Here is a 17,336-nt window from a genome sequence, read left to right as displayed (position 1 = left end):
TCTCATTTGGTGTTATATTGAGAACCGTTCTCATTTAGATTTTTAACCAAACCACTCAAAAGATGACATTCAATCTCAAAAAACTACTCGCCTTTACCTGCTTTCTTGCAGCCACCCTCCACTTCTCCCTGGCCCATGCGGGAGAAGGTGCTTTTGGCTGGATTTACACCTTAGATTTGCAACCCAAAGGAAAGCTGGAGTTTGAGCAACGTCTGCAACTGAATAAACAACAAGCAAGTGGTTCTTACAATGCATGGCTCTCCAGAACCGAGCTTGAATATGGTCTTACGAATGATTTCCAAATCGCAGGCTATTTAAATGCGTATTACGTTAACGCCAACCAAAATTACACCAATCCAGAAGCTTGTGGTGACGCGGCTACCTGTACTGGCGGTCAACCCGTTCCCGAAGGTCACAATCCGGCAGCTCCATTTCGCAAAAGCGGCATCGAAGGGGGATCTTTAGAGGCAATTTATCGCATTACCAACCCAGTAACCTCTCCGGTTGGCGTGGGGCTTTACCTAGAACCTACGCTTGGTCGAAATAAAAATGAAATTGAAGCTCGCCTCTTATTGCAATCGAACTTTATTGATGATCGCCTGATACTTGCTGGAAACGTAGTGGTTGCAAATGAGCAATTGAAATTTATTGGCAATGGCAATGTACCAGAATCAATGCTCGATTTTTTGGTGGGCGCTAGCTATCGATTTGCTCCGAAATGGTCAGCCGGCGTAGAAGCCCGCTTCCACAACGACTACTCAAGCTACAACCTACAAAACCAAGTACAGAGGGCTACTTTTGTTGGCCCCAATATGCACTATGCAGCCAAAGACTGGTGGATCACTGGGGCTTGGCGCTATCAATTAAAAGGCAACACTTGCATGGGTGACGGCACTGCTGAGTGCTCTAATGCACGCGTTTGGGATAGCCACTCAGTAAATGAATTCATTGTCAAAGTTGGTTTTCCTCTTAACTAAATACTCAACGAAAGAACTTATGGAAACTCAGAATCTATTAGTTGCAGCTCTGACTCACTTGTTAAGGTTTCAAGCCACTCAATGTCAAACAGCCAAAGAGCGAGCATTGATGATGTTTGAAACGCTATCTAATCTCAAGGGCATCAACCCCGATATTCAAACGCTTTGTTACGAAGCAAATGAATTACTCACTGCATAAATGTAATCATGATTTGGAAACCGAACCCTTTAGCCCTTCTTAGCTTAACAATGATCAGCGCACCGATCATTGCCCATGCAAAAATTTACGTTTCTGCTGAACAAGCTCAAAAGTTACTCTTTCCTAATAAGGCGCTAGCAAAAAATCCCATCATCATTACCGATGATCTGCAGGACAAGATGCGAGCGGCATCTAGCATTCGCCATCCTTTTCAAGGAGATCGCATTTGGAAAGCATCTGATGGTAGCTGGCTAATCATTGATGAGGTTGTTGGAAAACATGAAATGATCACCTATGCAGTGGCCATCAACCCAAATGGCAGCATCGCAGGAATTGAAGTGCTGGAATACGTCGAGTCATATGGATATGAGGTGGCAGAAGCGCAATGGCGTAAGCAATTTGTCGGCAAAACTGCAAGCGACCCTATCAAGCTCAATCAAGACATTCAAAATATCGGCGGCGCAACCTTATCTTGCAAGCACCTCACAGACGGTGTCAAGCGGGTCACCGTTCTTTATGAATTGGCATTAAAGAATACCCCTGCAACCGCACCAAGCACCCCAACCCAAGCAATCAAAGCAACTAGCGCAAAATGACTCGCTGCAAACCTTTGCTCGGAACCTTTGTTGAAATCTCGATTGATCAAGAGAATGGGGAAATTGCCGTGGACAACGCCTTTGCAGCTATCCAGAAGGTTCAAGATCTGATGGGTTTTCATAATGTACAAAGTGAACTGAGCCAAATTAATCAACGAGCCCATTCTGAGGCGGTAGAAATTCATGCATGGACCGCACAAGTCATCAAAATCGCCAAAGAGATTTATCAAGAGTCAGAAGGCTTATTTAATTGCGGTATTGGCCATCGCTTAGTTACTGCAGGCTTGCTACCTCGTCACATCACCTTTTCGAATCACGAGCTAGGCGGCATTGAGGATGTTGAGTTCTTGGCGCCTGATCTCATCAAATCTGGCCGTCCAATCTGCCTTGATCTTGGTGGTATCGCTAAAGGGTTTGCAGTTGATATGGCCGTCAGAATTCTCATATCAGAGGGAATTAGTTCCGGCTCTGTTAACGCAGGCGGAGACCTGCGGGTATTTGGCGATACCGCTTTCCCCATTCAAATTCGCAGTCCCGAAATGCCTGAAGAATTAATTGAAATTGGCTCTTTAAAAGATGGAGCAATTGCCACTAGCAGCCTCTACTTTGCAAAAAGAGATGGGCAACAAAGCTACATCATTAATCCCTTGGCTCAGCATTTCTCAGAAGTTCATGCTGAAGTTTCAGGTTCATTTTCCATTCTCGCAAAAGAATGTGTGTATGCAGATGCGTTAACTAAAGTATTAGCCTTATCTAATAACGAGCATCATCCTTGCTTTAGTCGCTTCTCGGCAAAAGCCCTTAGGATTTGCACATGAGCCGCCTGGGAAAAATGCCTAACTGGCAAAGAACGTTTGTGATTTGCGGCATGATGGCTTGCTCTATCACAGGCCTTCTCTATTTACTGGGGCATGAATTCCACTTGCAAAGAAGCGTCCTTGGCTCACACAGCATCTTGACTGCTCACGGAATTGCGGCAATGCTAGCGACTCTGGCTCTTGGTTCAATATTGCCATTTCACCTCAAGGCTGGATTCAAATCAAAGAGGCAGTGGTGGAGTGGCTTTAGTCAGCTGGGCTTTCTTGCTGCATTACTCATTTCTGGAGCCCTTCTTTATTACGGGCCAGAAGAGATTCGGGATGCCGCAGTAGATACCCACTGGATAGTCGGCCTACTCTTTTTTCTGATTTTCCTACTGCATACTTTTTCAAAATTTCGCAACAACAAACTACGCAGTTAGGTGCTCTATTTTTTACAGTAGTGCTTATACAGCAGACCCATGACTGCAATAGCTACTTCACTAGCTAAAGAATAGTAAATCTGCTTTCCTTCTCTGCGCGTCTGTACCAACTTTTCTTTACGCAACACCGTTAATTGCTGTGATAGCGTAGGCTGATGGAGATCTAAAGCGTCTTCTAGCTCGCTAACGCATTTTTCACCTTGACCCATCTCACATAAGAGCATCATGCGGTCGCTATTAGATAAAACCTTCATTAGCCTACAAGCATCAGCGGCAGATGCCTGCATTTTCTTAAGCTCCGATTTAGTCATCGTTTTGTTAAAGGGCATTCAAAGGAATTTTTAAATAAGCTATGCCATTGGCTTCTGGCTCAGGCAGATGACCCGCACGAATATTAATCTGAATAGAAGGCAGAATGAGCACCGGCATTTGTAGAGTGGCGTCTCGCTTACTCCGCATTTGTACAAACTCATCCTCGGTAATGCCATCGTGCATATGTATGTTCGATTTTTTCTGCTCGGCAACGGTTGTTTCGTAATTCACTGGACGGCCATCTGGTGGATAGTCGTGACACATGAATAATCTTGTCTCACCAGGCAAGCTCAAAATCTTTTTCATCGACTTGTAAAGTGTATGTGCATCACCGCCTGGGAAATCACATCTCGCAGTTCCCACATCTGGCATAAACATGGTATCGCCGACAAAAACGGCATCACCCACTTGATATGCCATACAGGCCGGAGTGTGGCCAGGCACAAAAAGTGATTTAAAGCTGAGATTGCCAAACGCAATTTCCTCGCCATCTTTAAGTAAATAATCGAACTGGGAGCCATCCACCGGGAATGATTCTTCTAGATGAAAAACTTTCTTAAATACACCTTGTACTACTGAAATATGATCACCAATAGCAACTTTGCCGCCTAATTTCGCTTTTAGATAGGGTGCTGCTGATACATGATCCGCGTGTGCGTGGGTTTCCAAGATCCATTCCGTGGTCAGATGGTTGGCCTTAATAAACTCAATGACCTCGTCAGCGGATTTGGTATTAGTACGCCCCGATTTATGGTCGTAATTCAGTACCGAATCAATAATGATGCAAGGTGAACTCGGCTTCTCATAAACCACATAGGTTACGGTCCAGGTATCTGGGTCAAAAAAGCCCTTAACGATTGGTTTCATCTGTCATTTCCAATTTACTGTGAATGGTTTATTTTATGATAAATACTATATAAAAATGTAGACTAATCATAAACCCTGATAGCCAATTTTCTGAATTCAAGCTATTTTGCTAAGTTAAATCCAATAAAACCTGGAAGTGGAGGCAATATGACTTTAGCAAGCACAAACCCCGATACCTATGACGTAGTGATTGCTGGCGGCGGTGCTGCTGGCATAGGCTTAGCTGCCAGCCTTAAATCTAGAGATCAATCTTTAAGCATTGCTATCATTGAGCCCTCCGAAAATCACTATTACCAACCCTCTTGGACACTCGTTGGAGGCGGCGCTTTTAATGTTAATAATAGTAAGCGCAAGACTAAAGACCTGATTCCATCTGGAGTGCGTTGGATTAAAGCTGGAGTAACGGGCTTTAATCCCGAATCCAATGAGGTATTAATTGATGCTGGGGCACCTGTCAAATACAAACAATTGGCAATCGCTACAGGTATCAAATCTAACTGGGATGCTATCCCTGGATTAAAAGAAACCCTTGGTAAAAATGGAGTGACCTCTAACTATAGTTTTGACTTCTCCCCATACACCTGGGAGTTAGTGCGCGGTTTGAAGTCTGGTAAAGCTATTTTCACGCAACCGCCTATGCCGATAAAGTGCCCTGGCGCACCACAAAAAGCAATGTATCTATCTTGCTATGAATGGCAAAAGCAAGGTCGACTAAACAACATCGAGGTTGAGTTAAATAATGCGGGGGCTGCCCTCTTTGGCGTGGCTGATTTTGTCCCTCCACTGATGGAATATGTCAAAAAATATAATGCCAAACTCAATTTCAATACAAACCTCATTTCAGTAGATGGCCCAGCCAAGAAGGCCATCTTTGCAGTAAAAGATGCCGACGGCAACGTCACACAGGTCGAAAAGTCTTTTGATATGCTGCATGTCGTCCCTCCCCAAGGTCCGCAAGACTGCCTCAAAGGAAGTCCTGTTTCTAATGCTGATGGCTTTGTTGAGGTGGATCAATTCACACTGCAACACACTCGCTATCCCAATATCTTTGGACTTGGTGACTGCTGTTCATCACCGAACTCCAAAACAGCTGCAGCAGCCAGAAAACAAATAGTGGTCGTTGCAGAAAATTTACTCGCAGCAAAACATCACAAACCGCTACCAACTAAATACGATGGTTATGGCTCATGCCCATTGACAGTTGAGAACGGAAAGATTGTGTTAGCCGAGTTTGGCTTTGGCGGAAAACTTCTACCAACCTTTCCTTGGCTTATTAACCCTCTTAAAGCAACCAAGCTTGCGTGGATTCTGAAGAAAGATGTGCTTCCTTGGCTTTACTGGAATGCAATGCTCAAAGGTAGAGAGTGGCTAGCACGACCATTTGAAAATTAATTAATGGATTTATTGCCTTACCTAACCCTAGCAATAGGAATATTTGTTGGCGTCCTCATGGGCCTGACAGGGGCTGGTGGCGGCATTCTATCCGTACCGCTACTGGTCTTTCTGCTGCATCTACCTATTTCTGAGGCTGGGCCGATTGCTCTGTTGGCAATTACCATATCAGCAGGCGTTGGTGCGGCGATTGGGCTCAAGGCTAAGGCGCTTCGCTATAAAGCAGCTATGCTGATGGCCATTTTTGGTTTGATCTTATCCCCCCTTGGCTTATGGCTGGCCCAGAGAGTACCCAATACCCCACTACTCATCTTATTTAGTTTGGTCTTAATGTATGTCTCGATTCGCATGCTGCTGCAGGTAGCCAGAAATCTTTCTGGTAAACCAGCCCCGCAAATCAAAGCGCCTCCGTGCCAATTAGATTCTTCAATAGGTAAGCTGATTTGGACCGTTCCATGTGCACGTGCGCTCATGTTTTCAGGAGCTATTGCAGGCTTTTTGTCTGGGTTACTAGGAGTGGGCGGAGGATTTATTTTGGTGCCTGCCTTAAATAAATTCACCGACTTACCAATGAAGTCAATCGTTGCTACATCGCTAGGTGTATTAACCATTGTCTCTGCTGGAGGCGCCTTTATTTCTCTTGCTTCAGGCAATTTAAATATGGCGATCGCAATTCCATTTGGCTGCGGATCATTACTTGGTTTACTGGCCGGAAAAATGCTAGAAAAGAAAATCAGTGGGCCCAGAATTCAGCAAATATTTGCGATTTTCACCTTGATGATTGCTGTAAGCCTAATGATCAAAGCACTCAACACTATTTGACCCGCAATAGGGCAAACCTAGCGCAGCAATGATCGATCCGTGTCACTTAAAAGACCGCTACCATCCTTTCTCTTTATACTGAGCTTTAGCCTTTTGGGAGTTTTCCTGATGTCAGTCATAAAGCCAAGTCATTTTTTATCAAGCTCACTCAGCGTGGCTTCTGGATCAGTCAGCAATCTTAATCATGCACTCCTCGAATACGTTAACCCCGAGAAGCCTACCCATGACCATTCCTCTGTCTACTACAAGCGCTTCTTTATTTCTACATTTAACTTGGGTGATAAAGCAATCGAGGCGAAGTTTTCATCCCCGATGGTGATTGCTGAAGGCGATCACATTACCGTATCCGGGTGCCAAAAAGGTGAGGTCCTACAGGTTCTTGCCTATAGCAATCAAACACAGCAAGTCAGCAGCAATGAGAATTGGCTCATTCTCGGTCTAGGAGCCCTATTCTTCTTTGCGGTGGCGCTGGGCTTACTCAATAGCGAAATAGTTGAAGAGGGCGCATTAATTCCAAAACTCTTTCTATTGGGATTTACTGTAGTAGCAATTTATATGGGCTATAGAGCGCTCTTAATACGCGAAGCTATTAAGCTACTCTCAAGCTGATGCTAGCTAATACTGCCTCGAAAAAGAAAAAGCCCTTATTGCTAAGGGCTTTTTTTATTATCTACAGCTTAATGGGCTGCTTGCTGAACTGCTTACTGCACTACTTAGTGACCACCAGCACCACCCAAGTAAGCCGCTTTCACAGCAGGATCATCTTTGAGCTTTGCAGCTGGTCCATGAGTAGCGATCTTACCGTTCTCCAGAACATAGCCATAATCTGCTACGTTCAAAGCTGCGGCAGCAAACTGCTCCACCAACAACATGGTCACACCTTGTGACTTCAAGTTGGAGATGATCTTGAACACTTCTTCAACCAAGATTGGTGCAAGACCCATCGATGGCTCATCCAAGAGAATGATCTCTGGATTAAGCATCACAGCGCGCGCCATCGCCAACATTTGTTGCTCGCCACCAGACAAAGTGCCAGCCAATTGATTGCGACGCTCTTTAAGGCGCGGGAACATTTCGAGAGACTTTTCCAAGTCATTTTTGATGTCACCCTTAGGGCGGCTGCCAGTAAAGCGTGGAAAAGCGCCTAGCAATAAATTGTCTGTAACAGACATGGTCGTAAATACACGACGGCCTTCAGGGCTATGCGCCAAACCTAAGCGTGCAATTTTATGAGAGTCGTAACCGTCAATTTTTTCGCCGCCCAAGGTGACTTCACCAGCGGTTGGCTTGATCATGCCTGTAATTGCACGCATGGTCGTTGTTTTGCCGGCGCCGTTAGAGCCAATCAAAGTAATCACCTGTCCTTTAGGCACATCAATATTGATGCCATGGAGGACTTTGACTTTGCCGTAGCCTGCTTCAAGATTCTTAATAGATAACATGGTATTTACCGATTCAATATGTTCTAGTGATTAAGTACCCAAGTAGGCATGAATCACCTTCTCGTCTGCCTGAACTTCAGCTGGTTTACCTTCTGCAATCTTCTGACCGAAGTCCAATACAGAAACGGTATCGCATACTGACATCACCACATCCATGTGATGCTCAATCAGGATGAAGGTAATACCGCTATCGCGGATCTTACGAATAATGCGCAAGAGTTCTTTGATGTCAGGCGCTGTCAAACCTGCGGCTGGCTCATCTAACAAGAGCAACTCGGGGTCTAATGCCAAGGCACGAGCGATCTCTAGCAAACGTTGCTTACCGTATGGCAAGTTACGTGCTTCTTCATTTGCTAAATCATCTAAGCCAACGAATTTGAGCAATGCCATTGCACGCGCATGCGCCTCCGCTTCTTCCTTCTTGTAGCGCGAGAGATGCAACGCAATTTCAACCATATTGGATTTGAAAGTGTGATGGAGACCAACCAAAATATTTTGGATGGCAGTCATTTCACCGAAGAGCTGAACGTTTTGGAAGGTGCGCGCAATACCAGACAAAGCGATGTCAGAAGAAGTTCTGCCCACTACGCTTTGACCAGCGAACAACACATTGCCAGCGGTAGGTGTGTAGATACCAGTCAAGACGTTCATCATGGTGCTCTTACCGGAACCGTTCGGACCGATCAAACCATGAATAGTGCCGCGCTTAATGCTCAGATCTACATTATTCAATGCCTTCAGACCACCAAACTGCATCAAGATGGAATCCACTTTGAGGAGTTCTGCACCCGTATTTTGATTGGCAACGGTACTAATAAAGCTAATGGAATCATCCACCACTTCAGCATCACCACCGCGAGTAGTCTTCGCTTTACCAACAATAGATTGATAGAAGCTCTTTGCAAATCCAACAATACCGTTTTGCAAGTAGTACACCACCAACAAAATCATGAAGCCAAAAATACTGAGACGCCAGTCAGAGATGGTATTGAGCCAGAACGAGAACGCAGCCAAACCGACTACACCAGCGATAGGCACTGCCACACGACGTGGCGTAGTGACCTTCTTAGACAAGGCCAAACCAGCACCCACCACCACTACGATTGCAATAATCGAAGCAACGATACGGAACAAGTTAATGTCGTCCAAAAGCTTTGGCAACAACACAATAATTGCCGCACCGATCACCGCACCTAAGCGCGACTTACGTCCGCCCATGATGATGCCGAGCAGAAAGAGAACCGCTAGTTCGTTGTTGTAAGTATTAGGTGAAATGTATTGCTCTGAGTACGCATACAAGCAACCAGCTAGACCAGCAAAGCCGGCGCTAATCACAAATGCGATCACCTTAAAGCGGTAAACGGATACACCCATACAGTCACAAGCAATTGGGCTATCGCGTAATGCTTCAAAAGCGCGACCAATTTGTGATTTAACAAAGCGATCCACCACAATCATGGAGAGAATCAAAATGATGCCAACCATCCAGAAGTACTCGGCTTTGGTCATCGGCACGCCCATGAGTTCAGGCTTAGGAATCTTGATACCTAAAGGACCTTCAGTCAACCAAGTCATCTCGTTAATCAAGATCTGCGCAATGGTTCCAAAAGCCAAGGTCACCATCGCCAAGTAAGGTCCAATTACTTTTAGAGCAGGCAGAGCCAAAATACCGCCGAAGATCGAGGTCACCACGATAGAGGCAGGCAATGTACCCCAAATAGTCCAGCCAAAATGGAAATACAAAACGCCAGCTGTGTATGAACCGATACCAAAGAGTGCAGCGTGACCCAATGAAACCTGACCCACATAACCCACCACAATATCCAAACCAAATAACAAGATGGTATAGATCAGGATGGTTTCAACTAAGTGAATGTAATAAGGGTTATGAATAAATAACGGCAAAGCAAAGAGTGCCGCAATTGCAATTAATAGAGGTAATAGAGACTTCTTCATCATTAAACTTTCTTAATTGCAGATTTACCAAAGAGACCAGATGGCTTGTATGCAAGGACAAGCAATAGCAAGATCAAACCTGGAACATCTTTATAACCAGTAGAGACATAGAAACCGGTAGCAGTTTCTACGATTCCGAGAATTAAGCCGCCCACAATGATTCCCATGCCGCTAGACAAGCCGCCAATAATTGCCACCGCGAATGCCTTTAAACCCAATGCGCCACCCATGGTTGCGCCAGTCAAAGTCAGAGGCGCAATCAACACGCCTGCAAACGCTGCAGTTAAAGAAGACAAAGCATAGGAGAAGGTAATAACTACGCTAGTGTTAATTCCCATCAAGCCAGCAGCATCGCGGTCATTTGCAGTTGCTACAACCGCTTTACCGTAAATGGTCTTGCGGTTAAAAAACTCCACCAACAACATCATGACCAGAGCACCAACAACCACCAGAATTTCCATAGGCAAAATGCTTGCACCCAAGAAACTCATTGGCTCCATTGGCAAGGGCGATGGGAATGGCAATGCATCGCGACCCCAAATGTTTTCAGCAACGTTCTTAAAAATAATACCGAGGGCGATGGTGGACATAATCCAACCAAACTCGGATTTAATTTTGATCGCAGGGCGTACGCCAATCAGCTCAACGAAGCTACCTTGAATCATGCCGAACAAGCAAACAACCGGGATCATTACCCAGTAGTTCATGCCAAAGGTGTCAACGCAGGTTAAACCTACGAGAGCACCCAACATCAGCGCTTCACCTTGACCGAAGTTCAAAGTGCCGGATGTGGCAAAAGTGAGCTGGAAACCGAAAGCGATTACCGCATAGATCATCCCCACAGCGATACCGCTCGAGAGGATTTGTGCAAGCATGTCCATTGTGTCTGCCTAAATATATTTAATATTGTTTTATTAACGAATCCGACATTGTAAGCAAAACGCCGCTTTTTGGGCGGCGCTCTGTTTTATCAATTGCTGCAGTGCAAAATAACTAAACATCTTGCACCGCCTTAGTAAATTGAATTACTTCTTCTTCGGAGTTGCATCCTCAGCATTCAAGAACTCAACGCGACCATTTTCAACTACACCCATCACTACGTCTTTCATCTTGATAGCGTCGTGATCAGTTGCAGAGAATGGCTTATTGTAAGTAATTACAACACCGTCAACTGGAGCCTTCAAGTCTTGCAATGCTGCAACAATCTTTGGCCCTTCTGTGCTGTTTGCTTGCTTAATCGCAGCAGCCAAGAGGTAAACAGAGTCATATCCTTGTGCTGCAGAAACCGGAGATGCAATGTTGTTGTTCTTTGGCTTGAACTCGGCCAAGTAAGCTGCTTGGAAAGCTTTACGCTTAGCTGTTGTAGATGGAGTCTGAATGTAAGTTTGTGGCATTGTTGCACCGTTACCATTCTTACCAGCTGTATCAATAAAGCTAGCCATAGACAATGTCCAGCTACCGATCATTGGTTTTTTCCAACCCAACTTCGCCATACCGTTAGCAATTTGCGCCAACTCAGGTCCAATTGCGTAAGTCAAAATAACATCTGCACCAGCATTTTTTGCTTTGAGTAACTGTGAAGTCATGTCAACGTCACCAATGTTGAATTTCTCAACTGCAACTGGTGTTACGCCATAGCCTTTCAAGGCCTTCTCTAAGTCTTCACGACCCAACTGACCGTAGTTTGTAGAGTCGGCCAAAATTGCCACTTTCTTCAAGCCACGCTTTTCAACCGCTTCCTTAGCGATCAATGGCGCTTGAATATTGTCAGGCGCAGCATTGCGGAAAACATAGTTTTCCGGTGCATTAGGGAATTGTTTAGTCAAGATAGAACCAGTAGCCACGTTGTTCATTACTGGAATCTTGGCGTCTTGATAGAAACGCTGTGAAGCCAATGCAACACCAGTGTTGATGTATCCAAGAGTAGCAACTACTTTTTCGTTATTAATCAACTCTTGTGCGATTTGCACACCACGCTCATTTTTTGCCTCATCATCGCGCTCAACCAAAACGATTTTGTTGCCATTGATACCGCCAGCAGCATTAATTTCTTTTGTTGCTAAGCGCACACCATCACGCATACTCACACCCATGGAAGCAGAGCCGCCAGTAAATGGGCCAGAAACACCAAGTTTGATATCGGCAGCGTAAGCACCGGTTGCAAGCATTGCAGTAGCTGCTACTGCAAAAATGTGACGACGAATGTTCATAAAGTCTCCATGACTAAAAATTGCTAATGAATAAATACTTTTTTATAGGTACAACACAAACGAATAGTTATCTTACTGTTAATGCAAAGGCAAAAAAAGGGGTATCTATTAGGGTTTTACATTAGCCCCTGGGGAAGAAAATCCTTACGAAAAATACCGCCTGATTTTGAGTTCAATACTTGGCCAGAATAAATTGACGATTAAGCCAGCGATCACTAACCCCGCCGCCTCGATCTTCCATGGGGGCAATGGTTCAGCTAGAAAATAAGCAGCAGCCCCCATGCCAAAGATAGGTACCAGCAAAGGCGCTGGCGCCACTACGGCCGCCGGATGCTTGGAGAGCAACCAAGCCCACGCCCCATAACCAAAGAGGGTATTTGCCCAGGATTGCCACAAAACCCCAGCCCATGCTCCCATTGGGGCAGCAAACAATGAGGCGCTCATTTGACCCCACCCACCCTCAAACACATAAGACAGGGCAAATAAAGGGGGAATGGTAAAAGCACTCGCCCAGACCACATAAGACAGCATATTTATAGAACCTGCCCTGCGGCTGACGGTGTTTGCTATACCCCACGAGAATCCAGAAAATACAACCAAGGCGAGACCCAGAACGGTGGTGCTAGCATCAGTGTGCAGCGCAATAATTACTAAACCAGTCATCGCCACCAGAACCGCTATGGTTTGATAGGTACGCAAACGCTCTTTAGCGAAAAACATGGCAAAACCGATTGTGAAAAATACTTGCGTCTGAATGACTAACGAAGCCAGACCTGGAGAAATGCGACCATCAATCGCAAAATACAAAATACCGAACTGCCCCACCCCCACTGCAACCCCATAAGTGCAGAGATTGACCCATGAAACTTTAGGCATGGGAAAGAAAAGTGCCAGCGGTAAAAATGCAAAGGTGTAGCGTAGTGCGGCAAATAAGAATGGTGAGAAGGAAGCTAGTGATAACTTAATCACTACAAAGTTAGTGCCCCACACCGCCACAATAGCGAGTGCCAGCAATAAATGACTCGCTGGTAATGAGTAGCTTTTTTGCGAAGCCACCTTAGGCATGCGTCAGCAGTTCTGCTACGCGCTGCGCAATCATCATCGTTGGAGCTGCAGTATTGCCCGAAGTAATGGTTGGCATCGCCGAAGCATCTACCACTCGCAGATGATGAATACCTCTTACTCGCAGCTCAGAATCGAGCACAGCCAGTGGATCATCGGCACGACCCATCTTGCAAGTACCTACTGGATGAAAAATCGTTGTACCAATATCCCCAGCCGCTTTAACTAACTCTTCATCCGTTTGATATTGAATACCTGGCTTGTATTCCTCTGGGGCATAAGGACCCAGCGCTGCCTGCTCCACAATCTTGCGAGTTAAACGCAAAGACTCTGCTGCTACTTTACGATCTTCATCGGTCGACAAATAATTGGGGCTAATCACTGGCGGCGCTTCTGGATCGATTGAATTGATGTGTACACTGCCGCGCGAAGTGGGTCGCAAATTACAAACACTGGCAGTAAATGCATTAAATGTATGCAAGTCTTCGCCAAACTTTTCTAGGGATAACGGTTGCACGTGATACTCCACGTTTGCACTCTTTTGCTCGGGAGAGCTAAAGGCGAAGGCGCCCAGCTGTGATGGCGCCATCGACATTGGGCCAGATCTTTTGAATACATATTCCAAGCCAATCAGGAGTTTTCCAAGCAATGAATTGGCTTTGGTATTGAGAGTCTTAATTCCGTTGACTTTGTAAATCATGCGAAGCTGCAAATGGTCTTGCAGGTTCTCACCCACTCCTGGAAGATCAGCGATGACTGGGATACCCAATTGATTTAAATGTGTAGCAGCACCAACGCCAGAGCGCTCCAGAATTTGTACGCTTCCGATTGCGCCAGCACTCAGCAATACCTCACCGCCCTGCTCGATGGCACATAAGGCCTCGCAAACTTGGCCATTTTTAATGTACTCAACGCCGAAACAATTTTTCGTGGCAGGGTCAATCTTCAGTTTATTCACTACCGCTTCAGTAATGACAGTGAGATTGCCACGCCTCATCGCATCCCTCAAAAATGCTTTTGAAGTGTTCAGGCGCCAACCAGCGCGTTGGCTCACATCGAAGTAACCAACACCAAAGTTATCGCCACGATTGAAGTCATCTGACGCCGGAATGCCGGCTTGTACGGCAGCATCTTTAAAGCGATCCATGATAGGCCAACGCAGACGTTGCTTGGATACAGTCCACTCGCCACCTTTGCCATGCCATTGATTAGCGGCGCCGTGGTAATCCTCAAATGATTTGTAACGGCGCAAAGCATTTTCCCAAGACCAAGAATCGTCACCAGTTGCTTGCACCCAAGATTCGTAGTCACCTGCTTGGCCACGCATATAAATCATGCCGTTGATGGATGAGCAACCGCCCAGGACTCGTCCGCGGGGATATAACAATGAGCGACCGTTCAAACCCTGTTCAGCAGTGGTCTTAAAACGCCAATCTGCTCTTGGGTTATCAATGCAATACAAATACCCAACTGGAATATGAATCCAGATGTAGTTGTCGTTCTTACCCGCCTCAATCAGCAAGACTTTTTTATTGGGATTTTCAGTTAAACGCTTAGCCAACATACAGCCTGCGCTGCCTGCGCCAATAATGATGTAATCGTAAGTGTTTTTCTGATCTAATTGAGTCATATTGAGCGTAAATTAATTTGAAGCCTTACTTTGTATTATTTACCAATTACAGAATCCATACTATTAAATGCTCAAAATGAACTTAATTTGCTAATCTTCCATGACCAACACCCGTCTTGCAATCTGCGTTACTGTGCATTTTTCAAAAGAACGGCTTCAATATTTGGAGGCCATGACAAAACATTTTGCGCACTTATGTCCCTTCGTTGAAGTCTACATTGTTACCAATGCCAAGAAAGAGCAAGGTGAGCTAGAGCAATTAGACGCAATCTTAAAGAACAAAGGATTTAAATACGATTTTTTTATCCCCCAAGGGATTGGACACCCCTACTTACTTCCTTGGTCACATTTTGATGTATTCAGGAAGTTAATCGTTGATCCATCAATTACTCACTATATGTATTTAGAGGATGACCTTCTCATAACCAAAGAAAATTTTGAGTACTGGCAAGAAAGTTTGGAAACGCTCAGTCCACTTGGATTAATTCCATCATTCCTGAGAATTGAACAAAGATCATCTGACGGTCAATGGTATAGCTCCGATGCCAGAGAACAATTTCGCTTCAGAAAGCTACCGAAAGTTTATAAAAACCCAGATTATGTATTCCTGAATTTGCCACATCCATACCAAGGACTGTATTTACTTACTCGTGAGCTTATGTTGGAACACCTGAATGGTCGATCATCAAATCCGGATTTTGGTGAGTGGGGCATAAGGGAGCGGGCTGGGCACGGCCTAACTTTTTTCAATGTGCCTGACTGGTGCACTTCGCGCAATTTAGTTGGCTTTGATCTCAAAAATCAACAATTTGATAGCCGCTGCTTCGTGCATCATCTGCCTAATAACTATACTAATCGCACCATTCCAGATGGCAATCTAGGGACTATAAAGGTCGATGATGTCATTGTGATGCCGCACCAAGAAACTCCCATTAAAAATTTAATTCGCCGACTCACAAAAAAATATCTACGTAGCCCATATGCACATTAACGAGAAAAATCGCACTCCCAAGCTCGTTGAGGCGGATGAAGGTCCCAGCAAGTCTGAGCTCAAGCGCCAAATGACTGAACGCCAGAAATTGGCTGAAGTTTTGGCTGCCTTGAGTAGCGATGCCCTCAAGACAATCCCCCTGGATGAGGCCATCAAAGCCGCTATTGCAGAAACCAATAAGATCAAGAGTTTTGAAGCTATTCGCCGCCATAAGCAGTATCTAGGCAAACTCATGCGCTTCTTAGATGAAGAAGAATTAGATGCGATTCAAAAGCGTTTAGATGCAATTCAAGGCGTGAGCAAAGCCGAGACTGCGAAGTTGCACTTTCTGGAGAGTTATCGCGACAGACTCATTGCCAATGACGAAGCATTTACCAAGATGATTGAACAATATCCTGAAATGGATATTCAAAATATGCGCACCTTAATTCGAAATGCGCGCAAAGAGAAAGAGCTAAACAAGCCGCCTAAGGCTTATCGCGAGATCTTCCGCGTACTGAAGGATATGGGCCTGTAATCTTTTTGATTAGATCTTGAGTTTATTTGCTGGGACCTCTATCCAGCGATAAACATAATTGGCCGCTATCACACTAGTTATTACAACCCCTAACATCAAAGCAATAGCTAATGCGCCACTTTCATGTGCATGCAAACCAAAGGCGATATAGAGCGTGTTTGCCAGCAATATAAATGCGAAGTGAATTAAGAAAGCAGAATAAGAGCGCTGACTTCCCCAGGCAATAGCTTTTCCTAGACCCTTCTGGGCAATAGCTTTTGGGTATTGAGTATCACCCCATAAATACAAGGCCAAGGCCACAAACCAAGCGAGGAAGTTTCTGAGCCAAACTTGTTGGATAGAGGAGGCAGCAATAATGAAGCCAATTAAAATCAATGCCAACTTAGCCAAGCGCTGGATACCTATATCTTCAAAGCGGCCGGCTAAGTAAGCTAGTACCCCTAAGCCATATGAGCCGATGAAATAAATGAAATAGGCTTCAAAGTCAGCAGAGCGATTAAAGAACAGTAAAGAACTTACAGCCAGAACGCTAATTAACCAAATCAATGCTTGATAGCTCGGAAAAGAAATAAATAAGATTGCCAGCACGGAATACAACTGCCAATCAATCGCCACGTACCAAGCGCCAGCAGAGATGGAATCTAAACCTAAAATGCCTTGGATAAAAAAGAGGTGCGCCAGAAATTGCGATAGCGTTTCTGATTCACCAACGAATTCATCATTGACCCAGAAGCGCGCAATATATGCGCACACAATAGTAAAAATAAGTGCGGCAGCATATGGTGCAAATAAGCGCAGATAACGATTGAGAATGAGCTTTAGCAAACTATTAGCGCTAAATTTAAGATTGGCATAACGACTTAAAGACTGGGCTGCCAGATAGCCCGCCATCACCAGAAAGATCTGCACCGCATAACGACCGTACTCAAACAACCAAGTCATCAAACCAGGAAAGACGCGACGAGCATCTTCTGCAATTTGCCCATAACTTGATAGGTGATGCAGGATGATTAATAAGGCCGCAAAGGCCTTTAAAGCATCAATCAGAAAAAGCGGGGCTGTCTGTTTCAAGTATTCGTTTCAAGTATTCGCTTCAAGTATTCGTTTCAAGTATTCGCTTCAA

Annotated in this window: 19 protein-coding genes; 10 read left to right on the top strand and 9 right to left on the bottom strand. The window is 45.0% G+C overall.

All coding sequences use genetic code 11. The features are described 5' to 3' along the window. Positions 1–62 precede the first annotated feature (62 nt). The 5 genes from ICV36_RS01995 to ICV36_RS01975 are packed head-to-tail and all read left to right on the top strand — an operon-like array spanning position 63 to position 3,012. The gene (locus tag ICV36_RS01995; RefSeq protein WP_215400886.1) at positions 63–977 is read left to right on the top strand and encodes a DUF6662 family protein; all 915 of its coding nucleotides are present in this window, start codon (positions 63–65) and stop codon (positions 975–977) included. Between the two features lie 19 nt (positions 978–996). Then, positions 997–1,176: a hypothetical protein gene (locus ICV36_RS01990; RefSeq protein ID WP_215400885.1), complete on the top strand. Its 180-nt coding sequence runs from the start codon at positions 997–999 to the stop codon at positions 1,174–1,176. A gap of 8 nt (positions 1,177–1,184) precedes the next feature. Then, a complete protein-coding gene (locus ICV36_RS01985; protein WP_215400884.1) occupies positions 1,185–1,772 on the top strand; it encodes an FMN-binding protein in 588 nt (195 codons plus the stop codon). Next, the gene (locus tag ICV36_RS01980; protein WP_215400883.1) at positions 1,769–2,590 is read left to right on the top strand and encodes an FAD:protein FMN transferase; all 822 of its coding nucleotides are present in this window, start codon (positions 1,769–1,771) and stop codon (positions 2,588–2,590) included. Before ICV36_RS01985 ends, ICV36_RS01980 begins: the two co-directional genes overlap by 4 nt. Next, positions 2,587–3,012: a hypothetical protein gene (locus tag ICV36_RS01975; RefSeq protein WP_215400882.1), complete on the top strand. Its 426-nt coding sequence runs from the start codon at positions 2,587–2,589 to the stop codon at positions 3,010–3,012. Before ICV36_RS01980 ends, ICV36_RS01975 begins: the two co-directional genes overlap by 4 nt. Before the next feature lie 5 nt (positions 3,013–3,017). Here ICV36_RS01975 and ICV36_RS01970 read toward each other — a convergent pair whose 3' ends face one another. Both ICV36_RS01970 and ICV36_RS01965 read right to left on the bottom strand, forming a co-directional pair. Next, on the bottom strand, positions 3,018–3,341 hold the full coding sequence (locus ICV36_RS01970) for a metalloregulator ArsR/SmtB family transcription factor (protein ID WP_215400881.1): 324 nt from the start codon (positions 3,339–3,341) through the stop codon (positions 3,018–3,020). Next, positions 3,331–4,191 carry an MBL fold metallo-hydrolase gene (locus ICV36_RS01965; protein ID WP_215400880.1) on the bottom strand — a complete coding sequence of 287 codons (861 nt, stop codon included), beginning with the start codon at positions 4,189–4,191 and terminating at the stop codon, positions 3,331–3,333. The genes ICV36_RS01970 and ICV36_RS01965 overlap by 11 nt, the downstream gene beginning before the upstream one ends. A gap of 147 nt (positions 4,192–4,338) precedes the next feature. On the opposite strand from ICV36_RS01965, the gene ICV36_RS01960 reads away from it, so the two are divergent. The 3 genes from ICV36_RS01960 (at position 4,339) to ICV36_RS01950 (ending at position 7,014) form a co-directional block, all read left to right on the top strand. Continuing rightward, positions 4,339–5,583, top strand: a complete 1,245-nt coding sequence (locus tag ICV36_RS01960) for an FAD/NAD(P)-binding oxidoreductase (RefSeq protein ID WP_215400879.1) — start codon at positions 4,339–4,341, stop codon at positions 5,581–5,583. A gap of 3 nt (positions 5,584–5,586) precedes the next feature. Next, positions 5,587–6,405 carry a sulfite exporter TauE/SafE family protein gene (locus ICV36_RS01955; RefSeq protein ID WP_215400878.1) on the top strand — a complete coding sequence of 273 codons (819 nt, stop codon included), beginning with the start codon at positions 5,587–5,589 and terminating at the stop codon, positions 6,403–6,405. 108 nt (positions 6,406–6,513) lie between these two features. Further along, positions 6,514–7,014: a hypothetical protein gene (locus ICV36_RS01950; protein WP_215400877.1), complete on the top strand. Its 501-nt coding sequence runs from the start codon at positions 6,514–6,516 to the stop codon at positions 7,012–7,014. A 104-nt stretch (positions 7,015–7,118) separates the two neighbouring features. Here ICV36_RS01950 and ICV36_RS01945 read toward each other — a convergent pair whose 3' ends face one another. The 6 genes from ICV36_RS01945 to ICV36_RS01920 form a co-directional block, all read right to left on the bottom strand. Next, positions 7,119–7,847: an ABC transporter ATP-binding protein gene (locus ICV36_RS01945; protein ID WP_215348454.1), complete on the bottom strand. Its 729-nt coding sequence runs from the start codon at positions 7,845–7,847 to the stop codon at positions 7,119–7,121. A gap of 30 nt (positions 7,848–7,877) precedes the next feature. Beyond that, a complete protein-coding gene (locus tag ICV36_RS01940) occupies positions 7,878–9,806 on the bottom strand; it encodes an ATP-binding cassette domain-containing protein (protein WP_215400876.1) in 1,929 nt (642 codons plus the stop codon). After that, positions 9,806–10,684, bottom strand: coding sequence for a branched-chain amino acid ABC transporter permease (locus ICV36_RS01935; RefSeq protein WP_215400875.1), 879 nt, complete (start codon positions 10,682–10,684; stop codon positions 9,806–9,808). Before ICV36_RS01935 ends, ICV36_RS01940 begins: the two co-directional genes overlap by 1 nt. 144 nt (positions 10,685–10,828) lie before the next feature. Then, positions 10,829–12,013, bottom strand: a complete 1,185-nt coding sequence (locus tag ICV36_RS01930; RefSeq protein ID WP_215400874.1) for an ABC transporter substrate-binding protein — start codon at positions 12,011–12,013, stop codon at positions 10,829–10,831. Positions 12,014–12,157: 144 nt separating this feature from the next. After that, entirely contained in the window at positions 12,158–13,078 is a 921-nt protein-coding gene (locus ICV36_RS01925; protein ID WP_215400873.1) for an EamA family transporter, read from the bottom strand. After that, positions 13,071–14,705, bottom strand: coding sequence for a GMC family oxidoreductase (locus ICV36_RS01920; protein WP_215400872.1), 1,635 nt, complete (start codon positions 14,703–14,705; stop codon positions 13,071–13,073). Before ICV36_RS01920 ends, ICV36_RS01925 begins: the two co-directional genes overlap by 8 nt. A 133-nt stretch (positions 14,706–14,838) precedes the next feature. On the opposite strand from ICV36_RS01920, the gene ICV36_RS01915 reads away from it, so the two are divergent. Further along, positions 14,839–15,696, top strand: a complete 858-nt coding sequence (locus ICV36_RS01915; protein WP_215400871.1) for a hypothetical protein — start codon at positions 14,839–14,841, stop codon at positions 15,694–15,696. Continuing rightward, a complete protein-coding gene (gene yjgA, locus ICV36_RS01910) occupies positions 15,686–16,213 on the top strand; it encodes a ribosome biogenesis factor YjgA (RefSeq protein ID WP_215400870.1) in 528 nt (175 codons plus the stop codon). The genes ICV36_RS01915 and yjgA overlap by 11 nt, the downstream gene beginning before the upstream one ends. A 9-nt stretch (positions 16,214–16,222) precedes the next feature. Here the strand turns inward: yjgA and ICV36_RS01905 are convergent, their stop codons facing one another. After that, the gene (locus tag ICV36_RS01905; protein WP_215400869.1) at positions 16,223–17,284 is read right to left on the bottom strand and encodes an acyltransferase; all 1,062 of its coding nucleotides are present in this window, start codon (positions 17,282–17,284) and stop codon (positions 16,223–16,225) included. Positions 17,285–17,336 lie beyond the last annotated feature (52 nt).

The sequence above is a fragment of the Polynucleobacter sp. MWH-UH35A genome, assembly GCF_018687075.1.
Lineage (GTDB): Bacteria > Pseudomonadota > Gammaproteobacteria > Burkholderiales > Burkholderiaceae > Polynucleobacter.
This window is presented reverse-complemented; position numbering and strand designations above follow the sequence as displayed.